Genomic DNA, 15,692 nt, shown 5'->3' with positions numbered 1-15,692 from the left:
ATTGCCTTGTGGCATAAGCTTTAGCTTGTGCGGCGTTGCCCGAAATTCGTCAGGCGCCGCACAAGCTAAAGCTTATGCCACAAGTTTACGCTTGCACCGTAGGTAAAAACTTCGGGGCTTCGCGCTTGCGGCTGGCCTGCTCGTACGCGAAGCCTAGCGCCAGCAAACGGCCCTCCTCATACGCCGGCCCCACAAACGACAACCCGACCGGCAGCCCCAGCACCTGCCCCATGGGCACGGTGAGGTGCGGGTAGCCAGCCATTGCTGCCGGCGAGGAGAAATCTACGCCCGTGGAGTAGTCGCCGTTCACCCAATCGATGCACCAGGCCGGGCCGGTGGTGATGCCCACAATGGCCGCGAGTTGGTTACCGCGCAGCGTCCCATCCAGCGCCTTGCGCGATTCCGAGACGGTTTTCTGCACGGCTGCTCGGTACTTGGCGCTGGTCAGCCCATCGGTTTTTTCGGCCATCACCAGGATTTCCTGCTTGAAGAAAGGCATGGCTTCCGTCTCATTTTTGGTGTTGAAGGCAATGACCTCGGCTAGGTTTTTCACCGCCGTGCCCGCAGCTTCCAGGTACTTATTCACGCCGTCCTTGAATTCGTAGAGCAGTACGTCGAATTCGGCCTCGCCCAGCGGGTTGGTCTGTTTGAGCAAGTCAACTTCTACAATGGTGGCGCCCTGGGCTTTCAGCACGGCAATGGCCGCTTTAAGTAGGGCCGCCACGGCGGGCGGGCCGTTGAGATGGGCCTTCTCCACGCCCAAGCGCTGGCCTTTAAGGGCATCAGTTTTCAGAAACGTGGTGTAATCGGCGGGCGCCGGGGCCGGGATGGGAAGCTTGGCTGGGTCGGCCGGGTCGGGCCCCTGGAGGGCGCCGAGTAGTATGGCTGCGTCGCGCACGGTGCGGGCCATGGGACCGGCCGTATCCTGGGTGCTGGAAATAGGAATAATGCCGCTGCGGCTCAGCAAGCCCACCGTGGGCTTGAGCCCCACCAGCCCGTTGCAGGAGGCCGGCGAAACCACCGAGCCGTCGGTTTCGGTGCCGATGGCCATGGCGCACAAGTTGGCGGCCACCGCCGCGCCCGAGCCGGAGCTGGAGCCGCTGGTGCTGCGGTCCAGGGCGTAGGGGTTGCGGCTTTGGCGGCCCCGACTGCTCCAGCCGCTCACCGAGTGCGTAGAGCGGAAATTAGCCCACTCGCTCAGGTTGGTTTTGCCCAGGAGCACGGCGCCGGCGGCCCGCAGCTTCTGCACGATAAAAGCATCCTGCTTTGCCTTGTGGCCGGACAAGGCCATTGCGCCGGCCGTGGTCATCATCTGGTCGCCACTATCGATGTTATCCTTAATCAGCACCGGAATGCCGTGCAGCGGCCCGCGCACCTTGCCGCCTTTGCGCTCCTTATCCAGGGCGTCGGCAATGGTCAGCGCCTCGGGGTTGGTTTCGATGACGGCGCGCAGCATGGGGCCCTGCTCGTTAACCTCCTTGATGCGGGCCAAATATTTTTCGCACAGGCTGCGGGCGGTTTCGGTGCCCTTGGCCATGCGGGCTTGCAAGTCGTCCACGGTAGCTTCGTGGAGGGCAAAAGCCGCGCCGCTGGCATCGGGAGTGCCGGCGGCCGCCGCACCGGGGGCTTTTTCGGCGGTTGGTTGGCACGCTACCATGGGTAGCAGCGTGGCAGTAGCGGCGGCCAGCGCCCCCCGATTCAGAAAAAGACGACGATTCATTGGTAAAGAGGCGCTAAAATCCGGTGAGTCCGCAACACGTGTTCGGTCCGGCAATAATACTGCGGAACCGGACAGGCTTTTCCGTCCAGGCAAAGGAATAATCGTATTTTGAACAGGCACCCAGCAAAACAGCCAGCCCGGTGGGGGCTGGCTGTGCTCTTGAAATCGGTCTGAATTCCTTGCAAACGTTATTTCGCCTGCTGGTCCTTGAGCCGGTCTTCGCCGCCGTAGGGAGCGCCGGCCGTGATGTCGCCGCGCAGGCCGCCCGTGGTGTTCTGGTCGGCCGGAGCCCCGGTGGTCGCGTCGGTGGCCACCGCGTTGGCGGGCGTATCGGTGGTTTGGGTGCCTGCAATTTCGCCGGCTTTGGCCACGTAGCGCCGTTTGGCTTCCTCTTCGGGCACACCCTTAAACTGGTTCCAGGAGTCCCACTGGGCTTGCGAGAGGCCGCCAGGGCCGTTGGCCTTATCGGCCGCGTCGGCGTCTACCTCGCCGGATTCCATGTTCACGTCGCCTTCGGTAGCCTGTTTGTAGAGGCCGTAAAGTTCGGTCATGTGCGCGGCGGCGGCATCGCCGGGCAGGTTGTTTACTTGGTCGGCCGCGGCCTGAAATTGCTGGTTGAGGTCCATGAGGTGGAAAGCTGGTGGTTAGGAAAATGAAAGGATGCAAGGCCAGGCAACTGGGACGATGCTGGCTAAATGAAAGAGAGCGATGCGGGCCGCCGCGGCGCGTGAAAATGCGTACAAGCGGCGAAGTCGGCAGAAATCACCTTTTATTTTATTCTGCTGATAATACCTTGCGGCTGGCCTTTAGGTTGCGGGGTCGTACTTTTGCTGGCTACTATGTGTGGAATTACCGGAGTATTTGCCTTTACCGAAACAGGTCGTCAGTCGCTGAACCGCCTGCAAGCATCAACCGATGCCATCATTCGCCGCGGTCCCGATTCGGAGGGGCATTTTGTGTACGACCAATGCGGCCTGGGCTTTCGCCGCCTGGCCATTCTCGACCTTTCGGCCGATGGTAACCAGCCCATGACCGACGCGGCGGGCCGCTACACCATTGTCTTCAATGGCGAAATCTTCAACTTCCGCGAGCTGCGTGAGAAGCTGATTAAGCGCGGCTGTCAGTTTCATTCCCAGACCGATACCGAAGTTATTCTTCAGCTCTACATCACCGAAGGCCGTAGCTTTATCAAGAAGCTGAACGGCTTTTTCGGCCTGGCCATTTTCGATAAGGAAGAGAATTCCCTTTTCATTGCTCGCGACCGGTTTGGGGTGAAGCCACTGCTGATTTACCGCGACGAGGACCAGCTGTTTTTTGCTTCGGAAATGAAGTCGATGATGGCCCTGGGCGTGCCCCGCAAGCTCGATTTCGTGGCCCTGAACCAGTATTTGCAGCTGAACTACATTCCCGGCCCCGCCAGCATTTTCAAGGGCGTAAAAAAGCTGCTGCCCGGCCACTACCTCTTCATTAAAGACGGCAAAGTGGTGCGCAAGGCGTGGTACAAGATTCCTTACGACGCCAAGAAAGTTGCCAAAAACAAGTCCAGCTACGAGCAGCAGCAGAAAACGCTGGTGGAGCTGATGGACGGCGCCGTGCAGCGCCGCCTCGTGGCCGATGTGCCCCTAGGCTGCTTCCTGAGCGGCGGCATCGACTCCAGCGTGATTGCCGCGCTGGCCTCCCGGCACACGCCCCACCTCAATACCTTCAGCATAGGTTTCAAAGACGAGCCCTTCTTCGACGAAACCAAGTACGCCAACCTGGTAGCGGCCCGGCACAATACCAACCATACGGTGTTCTCGCTCACCAACAACGACCTGTACGAGCATATTCACGACATGCTGGCTTATCTGGATGAGCCGTTTGCGGACTCCTCGGCTCTGGCCGTGTACATCCTCAGCCAACGCACCCGCCAGAAAGTAACCGTGGCCCTGAGCGGCGATGGCGCCGACGAAATGTTTGGCGGCTACAACAAGCACATGGGCGAGTTCAAGGTTCGGCAGGGCGGCTTCAAGGCGGAGGCCGTGACGGGCTTGGGCTTCCTCTGGGACGTGCTGCCCAAGTCGCGCAACAGCTTCATTGGCAACCGGGTGCGGCAGTTTCAGCGCTTCTCGCGGGGCATGCTCGCCGGCGTGAAGGATCGGTACTGGGACTGGGCCAGCTTCGCCTCGGCCGAGGATGCTAATAATCTGCTCAGCGCGGCCAGCCGCCGCAAAGTGGGCGCAAAAGCCTTGGTCAAGCGCCGGAAAGATATTCTGGAGGACTTGCATGCCGACGGCGACCTCAACGAGGTGCTGCTCACCGACATGAAGTTGGTGCTGCCCTACGACATGCTCACGAAAGTGGACCTGATGAGCATGGCCAACTCGCTGGAAGTGCGCACGCCGTTTCTGGATTACAAGGTGGTCGATTTTGCCTTCTCGCTGCCCGTGAGCAGCAAAGTGGACGCGACCATGAAGAAGCGCATCGTGCAGGACGCCTTCCGCTCCGAGCTGCCCGTGGAACTCTACGACCGGCCCAAGCACGGCTTCGAAGTACCCTTGCTAAAGTGGATGCGCGGCGAGCTGCGTTCCCTGATTGAGGACGACCTGCTGCGCGACGAATTCATCGAAAGTCAAGGGATTTTCGACGTTGATGCCATTCGTGCCCTCAAAACGCAGCTTTTCTCGCGCAATCCGGGCGATGTGCATGCCCGCATCTGGGGCCTCATCGTGTTTCAGACGTGGTGGAAGCAGTACATGGCTTAGGGCACTCCCCAAGTGGGTCTACCGTTTTTAAGGGAATTAAAAATGAAGAATTAAAAATTAAAAAATTGACCGTCAGATTTTTAATTTTTAATTCTTCATTTTTAATTCTGCTCATGGCGGCGGAAACCGCTGTAAAGTCGTGGTAGGGCGGCTCGTGAGGTGGTGGCAGCAGCTGGGTCGGCTCCGGCAGCTGGCCGTGCTGGCGGGCGTGGCCCTCACGCTGCTTCGGCTGAGTTTCATTGGCACAGGCACCATGGCCTTCGTGGATGAGCGTCGCTACATCACCGCCATGCTGGGCCTGCGCGCATTGGGCGAGGGCCACGGCCGCGATTTCCTGCAAGCCATCAACTCCCTCGGCGCTCGCCCCGGCGATGGCCTCTGGCGGGTGCTGCCCGGCCTGGGGCAGGCCTTTTTGCTGATATTCTTCAAGCTCAACCCCAACGCGCCGCCGTCGTTGGAGGTGCCGCAGGCCTTCAACGTTTTTATTCTGGGGCTGAATGCGCTGCTGCTCTACAAGGTATACCGGCTGTTTTTGCCACTGGGCTTCGCGCTGCTGGGCGTGGCGCTGTACTCCAGCTTGGTGAACACCAACGTGTACCTGCGGCACATCCTGCCGTACGACCACGCGCTGTTTTTCTTTTTGCTGGCGCTGTGGCTGCTGCTTTCGCAAACCAAACGCTTCGCAAGCCGTCGGCAATGGCTGGTTGGGGGGCTTGCCGGCTTTAGCTACGCGTTGTATCCGGGCTATTTCATGGGCCCGTTGGTGTTGTTGGCGCTTGGCTGGCTGCTTGCGACCTATTCAAAGCAGCAAACTGCTCAAACTACCCAATTAGCTCGTTTAAAGCCGGTTGCGGCACATTTTACAGGGCTTGCCACGGTGCTGGTGCTGTTTGAGGGCCTCGCGCGACTTTCCGGAACTTCCTACCTGGCCAGCAGCCGCTACATTGCCACCACTATCACGCAAGGCAGCTTCGCGGAAGGTTTCAGCTTCACCGGCGCGTATTTCTGGCGGGTTGAGGGCGGGGTAGGAGTGGGGTTGCTGGTGCTTGCCGGCCTGGGCCTCGGCCTGAGCGTGGGGCAAGTGCGCGGCCTGTTTGCGCGGCGCGGCGCGGGGCTTTCCGGCCGGCCGTTGGCTGCGGGGCTGCTGCTCCTCGTATTTGGTGCGTGGCTGGGCTATGCGGTGGCGGTGCAGTTTGGGCAGAAGCTGGTGTTTTACGGCCGCATCGTGCATTTCTTCGTGCCCTTTATTGTGCTGAGTGCCGTGGTGGCCCTCCGCTACGCGGTGGAACTGTGGCAACCGGTCAGGGTTATAATAATGTGGGGCAGTGTGATAGTAGCAATCGGCCACTTTGGGGCTTTCAGCTTAGCCTATCGGGCCGTGCGCTACCCCGGCGATGTTGCCTATGCCCAGGGAATTAACGATGCCCGGCAAATTGAAAGCATTGAAACGACTGGCTGCGGGCGTGGCCTTATCAACTACCGGGTATTTGGTCCCCGATTACGCAACCAGCCCACCGCCGGGCAGCCACGCTACCAGTTAGTGAATTTTGCCTACCTCTACCCCCTGCGCTGCTACCGGGCGCCCCGGTTGCGCGCTGGTCGGCTGGTAGCCTCCGTGCCGTATTTCATGAAATACACGCCCTACCAATTTGAGGGGCACGATGCAAAGGAACGGTTGATGCTGCAAAATCAACCCTATGTTTTTCAGATATTTGCTGTTGATTCAAAGTAGGTATCGCCTGAAGAGTAAGGTGTTGCGTCTGGGGCTGGCTAAGCCGACCGTCTTACTTGCGGTACTGCTCGGGCTCAATTGAGCCGTGAAAGACTAAATTTGCCCGATAAATTATTAACTTTTCGGCTTTAGGCAGCTTATGAAAATTGCAATTGTTGGAACCGGCTATGTTGGTTTGGTATCAGGTACGTGCTTCGCCGAGGTTGGCATAGAGGTGGTTTGCGTCGATATCGACCAGAAAAAGATAGACAGCCTGCACCAGGGCATTATGCCCATCTACGAGCCCGGCCTCGAAGAAATGGTGAGCCGCAACGTGGAGAAAGGACGGCTTAAGTTTTCTACCAGCCTGGCCGAGGCCATCCAGGACTGTGACGTGGCCTTCATCGCAGTGGGTACGCCTCCCGGCGAAGACGGCTCGGCCGACTTGAAGTATGTGCTGGCGGTGGCCCGTGGCATTGGCGAAAGCATGAACAGCTACGGCGTAATTGTGACCAAAAGCACCGTGCCGGTGGGAACGTCGGCCAAGGTGCGGGCCGAAATCGAGAAAGCGCTGGAAAAGCGCGGTGCCGCCATCGAATTTGATGTCGCTTCCAATCCGGAATTCCTCAAGGAAGGGGCTGCTATCGAAGACTTCCTGAAGCCCGACCGCATTGTGGTGGGTGTAGCCTCGCAGCGGGCCGAGGAGGTAATGAGCAAGCTGTACAAGCCCTTTTTGCTCAATGGCCACCCCATCATCTTCATGGATATCCCGTCGGCCGAAATGACGAAATACGCGGCCAACTCCATGCTGGCCACCAAAATCAGCTTCATGAACGACGTGGCTAACCTGTGCGAAATCATGGGCGCCGACGTCAACATGGTGCGCCGCGGCATCGGCTCCGACCCCCGAATTGGCACCAAATTCATTTATCCCGGCATCGGATACGGCGGTTCCTGCTTTCCCAAAGACGTAAAGGCGCTTATCAAAACCGCCAAGGAACACGGGTACGACATGCAAGTGCTGCGGGCCGTGGAAGAAGTGAATGACAATCAAAAAGTAGTGCTTTTCGATAAGGTAAGCCGGCACTTCGGAGGCGAGCTGCGGAGCCTGAAAATGGCCGTTTGGGGCCTGTCCTTCAAGCCCAAGACCGACGACATGCGCGAGGCGCCGTCCTTGGTCATCATCGAGAAATTACTGGCCGCCGGTTGCATCGTTACGGCCTACGACCCCGTGGCCATGGCCGAAGCGCGCCACACGCTGGGCGATTCCATCACCTACGCTAAGGACGAATACGAGACGCTGGTTGATGCCGACGCCCTTTTGGTGGTAACGGAATGGCCCGATTTCCGCTCCCCCAATTTTGAGGTAGCGGCCCGGCTGATGAAGCAGAAAGTGATTTTTGACGGCCGTAATATTTACGAAGCTGGAGAGTTAAAAAAACTTGGCTTCTCCTACCACTGCATCGGCGTCAGGACCGACCACCGCGAGCCCCTGGCTTAGGCTGCCGGGCGCGGTTGCCCTGGCTGCCTGAGGCCGCTCCCTTTCAGAAAGCAAGCGGCTGAATTCTCTGATTCTTGATTGTAGACGATAAGATAAAGCCAGGCCTAGTGAAAATGGAAGAGACGAAAAGAATTCTGGTTACCGGCGGCGCCGGGTTTTTGGGCTCGCACCTTTGTGACCGGTTTATTGCCGAAGGCTACCACGTCATCGCAATGGATAACCTGATTACGGGGTCACTCCAAAATATTGAGCACCTGTTCGGTAACCAGAATTTTGAGTTTCATCACGCCGACGTAAGCAAGTTCGTGTTCGTGCCGGGTAAGCTCGATTACATTCTGCACTTTGCTTCGCCTGCCTCGCCGATTGACTACCTGAGAATCCCGATTCAAACCCTGAAGGTGGGTTCGTTGGGCACGCACAACCTGCTCGGCCTGGCCCTGGCCAAAGGGGCCCGCATGCTGATTGCCAGCACTTCGGAGGTGTACGGCGACCCCGAAATCCACCCGCAGGTAGAAACCTATTTTGGCAACGTCAATCCCGTGGGCCCGCGGGGCTGCTACGACGAGGCCAAGCGCTTTCAGGAAGCCATCACGATGGCTTACCACAACCACCACGGCTTGGATACGCGCATCGTCCGTATTTTCAATACCTACGGCCCCCGCATGCGCCTCGACGACGGCCGGGTGTTGCCTGCCTTTCTCTCGCAGGCCCTGCGGGGCGAGGACCTGACCGTGTTCGGCGACGGGTTGCAGACCCGTTCGTTTTGCTATGTTGATGACCAGGTGGAAGGTATTTACCGCTTGTTGCTCAGCGACTACCACCTGCCCATAAACATTGGCAATCCCGACGAAATTACCATCAAGGAGTTCGGCGAGGAAATTGCCCGTCTCACGGGAGTTGAGTTTCGAGCAACCTACCAGGAATTGCCCGAAAACGACCCCCTGAAGCGCCGTCCGGATATTACCAAAGCGAAAGAAATCCTGGATTGGGAGCCCAAAATAGACCGTGCCGAAGGCCTGCGCCGCACGCTGCAATATTTTAAGGAGCACGTCAAGTAGACTTTCATGGCCGAATATCCTGCTCCCTACCTCATTGAGTTTCCTAAATTAGGGGCCGCGGACATCGGTTACATTTCTGTAGGCGAGAATGCCAAAGACCCGCTGCCCTTTGCCGTGCAGCGGGTTTTTTGGACCTACCACACCCCCGAAAGTATCCTGCGGGGCCGCCACGCCCATCACCGCACCGAGCAAGTGCTGCTTGCGGTGGCCGGGCGCATCATCGTGACCACGGAGCAGGCCAACGGCGACATCCGGATTTTCCGGCTCGAAGACCCTTTCGTGGGGCTTTACGTGCCGCCTTGCGTTTGGCACACCATGCAGTACTCGCACACGGCGGTGCAGCTGGCCCTGGCCTCGCAGCCTTACGAAGAAGCCGATTACATTCGGGATTTTCAGGAATTCCGGCAGCGATGGGCACCCCACCGCTAAGCCACCTGCTGGGGGCCCGTGCGGCCGCACTGGCGCATTACTCGCCCTACTCTTTCCTGCGTCAGCTGTCGGGCGAGCGGCAGCAGCAGTTGTTTGGCACCGGAGCCGTCGCGCGCTGGAACGAGCAAGCCGGGGCAGAAATAGTTGACACGAGCGCGGATTCAGCAGTAATACAATGGCTGCTGCGGCAATTACCCTGGGACTCTGAATACTTCGGAACACCCATGTTTCGCTTATTTACCGGGCTTTTCGATGCGCAAACCGCTCAGTCGGGACTAGCAGAATCGGCTCGTGCCTTGCGCCAGCACCTGGCCACACGCAACGGCGCTTTTTACGCCTTTAGCGTGGTGCCTGCCGAGGACATTCGCTTGTTGCAGGGGCTAACGGAGGCCGGCTGGCGGCTGGTTGAAACGCGCACTACTTTCTATCGGGACCAGTTGCCGGGCGTCGATTTTCCGCGTTACCCGGTACGGGCGGCCCGCGCCGATGAAGCCCCGTACATTGGCCAACTGGCCGCCGCAGCTCGCAATCCCTACGACCGGTACCATGCCGACGCATGGTTTGGGGACGCCCGGGCCGATGCCTACCTGGCCCGGTACGCGGAAAATACCGTGGCCGGCCAGCTAGCCGCCACAGTTCTGGTTCCCGACATGCCCGGCCTGGTGGTTGATTCTTTTTTGGCTATCAGCGACCTTCTGGAAGATTCAAGCGCCTTGAATACCGCGCTTTCGCGGGTGCTGCTCACGGCTGTGGGGCCCGCCAACCGGGGCTGGCATGCCCGGCTCGTGAGCGAAACCCTACACCGGGCGCAAGCGCTTGGGCACGAAGCCGTGCTGATGACCACGCAGGCCACCAACCACGCCGTTTTTCGTACCTGTGAAAAGCTGGGCTTTCGATTTGGAGCCACGGCCCACGTGCTGGCGTGCCACGGCCATTAAATTTACTGCATGAATGTCCCGTTTCTGTCCTTTGAGGCGCAACACGCGCCGCTGAGCGCTGCGCTGACGCAAGCCTTCACACGCGTGCTCAATTCCCAGTGGTACGTGTTGGGAGAGGAGGTAAAGCAGTTTGAGCGCGCATATTCGGCCTTCAACGAAGTGGCCCATACTGTGGGCGTAGCCAATGGCCTCGACGCCTTGGTGCTGGCCCTGCGCGCCCTCGGCATCGGGCCGGGCGACGAAGTAATTGTGCCGTCCAATACCTACATCGCCACCTGGCTGGCCGTCACGCAGGTCGGGGCCACCATCGTGCCCGTGGAGCCCGACCCTGCCACCAGCAACCTCGACCCGGCCCGTATCGCCGCCGCGATTTCGCCCCGTACTCGCGCCATTATGCCGGTGCATCTGTATGGCCAAGCCTGCCGGATGCCGGAAATTATGGCCCTGGCTGCTCAGCATCAATTATTTGTGGTGGAGGACAATGCCCAGGCCCAGGGCGCGGCTTTCGACGGCCGCCGCACGGGCAGCTACGGCCACATCAACGGCACCAGTTTTTATCCCGGCAAAAACCTGGGCGCCCTTGGCGATGCCGGGGCCGTCACGACCGATGATGAGGCCCTGGCCCAAAAAGTGCGAGTGCTGCGGAATTACGGTTCTCAGCAAAAATATTACAACGAAACAATCGGTTACAACTCCCGCCTCGACGAGCTACAAGCCGCTCTGCTCCAGGTAAAGCTGCCCGTGCTGCCGGAATGGACGCGCCAGCGCCAGCAAGTTGCTACCTGGTACGAACAGCATCTGGCGGGCATCGCCGGCCTGCGCCTGCCCCAGGTAGCCGCTGGCGCCACGCACGTCTACCACCTGTACGTGGTGCACACGCCCGACCGCGCCGGCTTGCAGCAGCACTTGGGCCGGCAGGGAATTGGCACCTTGATTCATTACCCAATTCCTCCGCATTTGCAGCAAGCGTACCAGTCTTTGTCCTTCTCGGAAGGAGATTTCCCCATTGCTGAGGACTTGGCGGCAACTTGCCTGAGCCTGCCCATGTGGCCGGGCATGAGCGAGAGCCACGTGGCGGCCGTAGCAACGGCTATTCGCAGCTACCACTAAAATCGTTAAGTTGAGTTAATCCAAGAGCGGTGCTTCGCAAAAGTATCGTTTGTCCCTGTTCGCCATGCCCAAGCTCTCCGTTATCGTTCCCTGCTATTTCAACGAGGGTAACATTCCCGTTACGATTCGTGAGTTGGTAGCGAATGAGGCAAAATTTCCCCCTGAAGTCACCTTTGAGTACGTATTCGTGAACGATGGCTCGGGCGATGATACGTTCGGAGCCCTGCAGCAGGCACAAACCGAGTTTCCCGGTCGTATCCGCATCGTGGACCTGGCCGGCAACGTCGGCTCCTACAATGCCATCGTAGCCGGCATGGCCTACGCTACCGGCGACTGCCTAGCCGTTATCACTGCCGACCTGCAGGACCCGCCCGAACTGATGGCGGAAATGTATGGTCATTGGCAGCAGGGCTTCAAATTGGTTATTGGCAACCGGCAGAACCGCGAAGAAACCGGCTTTTCGCAAACACTAGCCAAGGTGTTTCATTGGCTGATGAAGAAGCTGGCGCTCCGCAACATCCCCGACGGCGGGTTTGATTTTGTCTTTTTCGACCGGCAGGTTGCCACGGAGGTCCTGAAACTGCACGAGCGCAACTCTAACGTGTTTTACCTCATGGTGTGGCTGGGATTCGCGTACGTGAACATCCCGTACACCCGCCGCAAGCGCAGCATCGGCAAATCCCGCTGGACGCTTTCCAAAAAAATAAAACTGCTCATCGATTCGCTGATGGCGTTTTCCTTCGTCCCCATCCGCGCCATCTCGGTACTGGGCTTGGGCTTGGGCGTAGTGGCGCTTATCTACGGCCTGTACGTTGTCGTCCTAAAAATTGTCAGCCCAAATGAGCCTGCCGGTTGGACAACCCTCATGGTGGTGCTGCTGGTGGTATCGGCGTTTCAGATGATTGCCCTGGGAGTAATCGGCGAGTATGTCTGGCGGGGACTGGATGCGGCCCGCAAACGGCCCCTGTACGTAGTGCGCGAAGTGCTGGATTAAGTAACTGCGCCATATACTCCCCACAACATTCCTGGTGCCCAAGCGCCCTCCATGCTCAAAATCGTGCCTGCGGTACTTGGTTGCAAGGCAATCGGCTACCAGTGGCCGAAGGACGCTTGGGGTATGAGCTGTTGATGGTTCGGAGTGGGCGCAAGGTATTACGAGTGCTTGAAAGTGATGCAGTTGGCGTCGAAAAATCGGTTCTTTATACACGGGTTTGAGAGGTAGTATGCTCTTTTGCCGCTGCGAAACCCGTACATTTGCGGATTCTAATGCCTTTCTGAAGCAGGCACCAAAATAAAATTGATTTTATGAAAGGCGGAATTATAGCATATTCTATTAATAGTATTCGATACTATCTTAACCCTTCCCAGAAGCGAAAATCCCTATGGATGCTGACATTACTGCTGCTAACATCTTTTTTGGATGTGCTAGGTCTAGCATCGCTCGTTCCCGTGATGATGGTAGCAGCCGAACCAGGCGGAGTACAGAAAAGCAAAATTTTCGGACCTGTCTACAGCTACTTTGAATTTAGCTCGGAAAAAAGATTTTTGCTTTACTTAATAATATTGATTTTTATCTTCTTTTTGGTAAAAAACGCATTTTCAACTTGGGTAAACTATATGCAGACCCGGTTTGTAGCCAATATAGCCCTAACCGTTATCAACTCCCAAATCAATAAATACATAAACTTTCCATTTTGGTACTTGAATGATTTAGGTTCGCCGAATTTGATGCATAGTGCTATCAATATACCCGGAAATTTTGTGGCGGGTATAATGCGACCCCTATTTGTATTCTTTGCGGAAGTAGCAATAGTACTTGTTACTGTAGTTAGTATTATCGCTTACAAGCCCCCGCTATTCGCTATTCTGGCGTTGATTCTAGGTCCAACTACTTGGCTCACATATCGGTCTTTGCGCAACAAATCGCAAATGATTGGTAGTCAAATCCATAAATTGAAGCCGCTTTCTCAGGGTATAATCGGAGATTTGTTCACTGGGTTTGTTGAAATAAAACTGGCAAATAAGCAGCACCGGTTTAGAGAGGATTTGCTTGAAAATCAGGAAAAAGTGCAGCGACTCGATGCCTTGAGCTATCTGTACTCGATGCTGCCGTTGAAAATGATAGAAATGGTTGCCATTCTGGGGATATTAACCATATTTCTGTACGCCATTTTCAGCCAGGATAATTCAACCTCCCTTATCCCTTTAGTAGGTCTTTTTGCGGCTGCGGCTTACCGGCTGATGCCTTCGATAAATAGAATCATTACCTCGATGATGCAGTTGAAAACAACACAATATGCTATTCAGAATTTGGGTTCTTACCGGGAGAAAAAATTCAATGAAACCCCTCCAGCAGAGCAGCTTCCGGTAATATTCAAGCAGAATCTGCGCTTTCAAAACGTTACTTTTAGCTTCCCAACCGCTGAGCGGCCGGCTATTGATAATGTAACGCTTACAATCAACAAAGGTGAAAAAATTGGTTTCATCGGAAGCTCCGGTTCTGGTAAAACGACGCTGATGAATGTGTTGCTGCGTTTTTACATTGAGCAGAGCGGAAACATACTCATCGACGGCCAACCCCTCACGCCTCAGCATTTACTGGGGTGGTACCGAATTATTGGTTACGTCAAACAGGATACTTTTCTGATGCAGCGGTCTATCAGAGATAATATTACCCTTGGCGATACTGAAGTGGACGAAGCCCGGCTTGATTATGCCATTAGGCAGGCCTCTTTATACCAATTTGTGTCTGGCTTACCAGCGGGCGCCGATACCATGGTGGGGGAACGGGGCTCCAAGCTATCCGGTGGTCAGCGCCAACGCATTGGCATAGCCAGGGCGCTGTACAAGCAAACCGAAATATTGGTGCTCGATGAAGCTACCAGCGCGCTCGACAACGAGACAGAACGTGAGGTGAATGAAGCTATTGACAAGTTAGCAGAAACAGAAATTACCATTCTGATTATTGCGCATAGGATAACAACCCTGCGGAACTGCGATAGAATTTACGAGTTGAAGGATGGACAAATTATTGCGGAGCATCGTTATGAAGAGTTAGTCCGCTCGGTGTTGCAGAATTAATCCGTACTCTGTGCTTAATAAGTTAAGCTGAGACTGATAGAACGGTGCTGCTACGGTCGATAAAGATTGAGTGCGACTAAATACAATTATATAAGTCGAGTAATTGACAACGCTGCTGGTTGTTTGTCACCAAACAAACGCTGGCCTGAGGCTAAATCTGAATATGTGCAAAGTATCGGTAGTGCTGCCAGTTTACAATGTTGCGTCCTATATCAAGGATACAATTGAGAGTATACTCCGGCAGAGCTTCCAGGATTTTGAGCTGATTGTTTTAGATGATTGCTCAACTGACAACACGGTTGAACAACTCCATGCTTTTAAGGATGATAGACTAAAGATTATTGTCAATCCTAAAAATTTAGGCCGTGCGGGTACTGACAATGCGGCCTTGCAACATGTCAGAGGCCAGTACATAGCCAAGATGGATGGTGATGATATCTGTCACCCCGAGCGTTTTGCACTACAAGTCGATTATCTGGACCAGCATCCCGAAGTGAATGTGGTCGGGAGCTTTATGCAGAACTTTGGGGCCAGTACCTATTTAAATCGTTATCCTGCTCATCCCAACGACACGCAGGTTCTGACGTTGTTTACACTGCCTACCGGGAATCCGTCGGCTATGATGCGTTCCAGCTTGTTTTTGGAAGAGGGCATGCATTACGACGGTGCACTGCGGCAGACGGAGGACTACGATTTTTGCGCTCGGTATATCCGCCAATTACGGATTGCAACTATCCAGACACCTTTGGTGCAATACCGAGTGCCGGATAACGCCCAAAAAAAGACCATTCTGAACGAGCGCGCTTCAGTTTCGGATGTGGTCCGAGAACAACTATTACGACATTGGGGAATACCATTTACTAAACGTGAAATACTGATTTACAATAAAATTGCGATGTTACAGCCATTGCTTGATGTTACGCTCTCGGAAGTTGAGCGCTGGTTGCATAAAATGGTTGAATACAATGAAGCTAATCCGCTATTTGACCAGGATGCTTTGAAGCGGGGATTGGCACAACGGTGGTTTGAGGTTTGCTACCATCATCCACAGGCGAAATTTCAGGGCCTGCGGGCGTACAATAGCAGTGAGTTTTCGGTGCACGCCACTGTGCGGCAGCGCCTCAAAATTTTCGCGAAGGCACTGCGTAATCTTTGATTTTTAGAATTGGGCCGAGCAAAATGCGCTGATTTTGTGCCTGAGACAGCGTAGGGGTTTAGTAGTGTTTTATTATTTGTCCCTTTCTCTATTCTGCAAGCCGACGCGATGGCTATGTAGTGCCTTATGCTGACCAGTACGCGAAAAAATGGTGTGCTTGCCACTTTTCTACAAACTCAGCCACTCCGACTAACAGCTTATTATCTAAGTAGTGCGGGGATTTTATCAAACCCTATAAATTTTG

At 55.8% G+C, this 15,692-nt stretch carries 12 protein-coding genes; 10 read left to right on the top strand and 2 right to left on the bottom strand.

Translation table 11 applies throughout. The features are described 5' to 3' along the window. Positions 1-85: 85 nt before the first annotated feature. Together GM79_RS11960 and GM79_RS11955 are read right to left on the bottom strand one after the other, a co-directional pair. Positions 86-1,720, bottom strand: coding sequence for an amidase (locus GM79_RS11960; protein WP_035564160.1), 1,635 nt, complete (start codon positions 1,718-1,720; stop codon positions 86-88). Positions 1,721-1,908: 188 nt separating this feature from the next. After that, on the bottom strand, positions 1,909-2,346 hold the full coding sequence (locus GM79_RS11955; RefSeq protein WP_035564158.1) for an acyl-CoA-binding protein: 438 nt from the start codon (positions 2,344-2,346) through the stop codon (positions 1,909-1,911). Positions 2,347-2,559: 213 nt separating this feature from the next. Here GM79_RS11955 and asnB point away from each other — a divergent pair, with 213 nt between their 5' ends. From asnB to GM79_RS23040, 10 genes are all read left to right on the top strand, one after another. Beyond that, positions 2,560-4,464 (top strand): asparagine synthase (glutamine-hydrolyzing), encoded by a 1,905-nt coding sequence (asnB, locus tag GM79_RS11950; RefSeq protein ID WP_035564156.1) that lies wholly within the window; start codon positions 2,560-2,562, stop codon positions 4,462-4,464. 154 nt (positions 4,465-4,618) lie between these two features. Continuing rightward, positions 4,619-6,196: a hypothetical protein gene (locus GM79_RS11945; protein ID WP_152559971.1), complete on the top strand. Its 1,578-nt coding sequence runs from the start codon at positions 4,619-4,621 to the stop codon at positions 6,194-6,196. A 139-nt stretch (positions 6,197-6,335) separates the two neighbouring features. Then, the gene (locus tag GM79_RS11940; RefSeq protein ID WP_035564153.1) at positions 6,336-7,676 is read left to right on the top strand and encodes a UDP-glucose dehydrogenase family protein; all 1,341 of its coding nucleotides are present in this window, start codon (positions 6,336-6,338) and stop codon (positions 7,674-7,676) included. A gap of 113 nt (positions 7,677-7,789) precedes the next feature. Next, on the top strand, positions 7,790-8,734 hold the full coding sequence (locus GM79_RS11935; RefSeq protein WP_035564151.1) for a UDP-glucuronic acid decarboxylase family protein: 945 nt from the start codon (positions 7,790-7,792) through the stop codon (positions 8,732-8,734). Positions 8,735-8,740: 6 nt separating this feature from the next. Then, entirely contained in the window at positions 8,741-9,163 is a 423-nt protein-coding gene (locus tag GM79_RS11930) for a sugar 3,4-ketoisomerase (protein WP_035564149.1), read from the top strand. Next, positions 9,145-10,101: a hypothetical protein gene (locus tag GM79_RS11925; RefSeq protein ID WP_035564148.1), complete on the top strand. Its 957-nt coding sequence runs from the start codon at positions 9,145-9,147 to the stop codon at positions 10,099-10,101. Before GM79_RS11930 ends, GM79_RS11925 begins: the two co-directional genes overlap by 19 nt. A gap of 9 nt (positions 10,102-10,110) precedes the next feature. Next, on the top strand, positions 10,111-11,211 hold the full coding sequence (locus GM79_RS11920) for a DegT/DnrJ/EryC1/StrS family aminotransferase (RefSeq protein WP_035564147.1): 1,101 nt from the start codon (positions 10,111-10,113) through the stop codon (positions 11,209-11,211). Between the two features lie 64 nt (positions 11,212-11,275). Beyond that, positions 11,276-12,205, top strand: coding sequence for a glycosyltransferase family 2 protein (locus tag GM79_RS11915; RefSeq protein WP_035564146.1), 930 nt, complete (start codon positions 11,276-11,278; stop codon positions 12,203-12,205). A 392-nt stretch (positions 12,206-12,597) separates the two neighbouring features. Next, positions 12,598-14,292 (top strand): ABC transporter ATP-binding protein, encoded by a 1,695-nt coding sequence (locus tag GM79_RS23045; protein WP_051718821.1) that lies wholly within the window; start codon positions 12,598-12,600, stop codon positions 14,290-14,292. 163 nt (positions 14,293-14,455) lie between these two features. Next, positions 14,456-15,448 carry a glycosyltransferase family 2 protein gene (locus GM79_RS23040; protein WP_152559969.1) on the top strand — a complete coding sequence of 331 codons (993 nt, stop codon included), beginning with the start codon at positions 14,456-14,458 and terminating at the stop codon, positions 15,446-15,448. Positions 15,449-15,692 lie beyond the last annotated feature (244 nt).

This window comes from Hymenobacter sp. IS2118 (assembly GCF_000715495.1).
GTDB lineage: Bacteria > Bacteroidota > Bacteroidia > Cytophagales > Hymenobacteraceae > Hymenobacter.
Note: the sequence above shows the minus strand (reverse complement) of the source record. Positions and strands in the feature narration are given on the sequence as shown.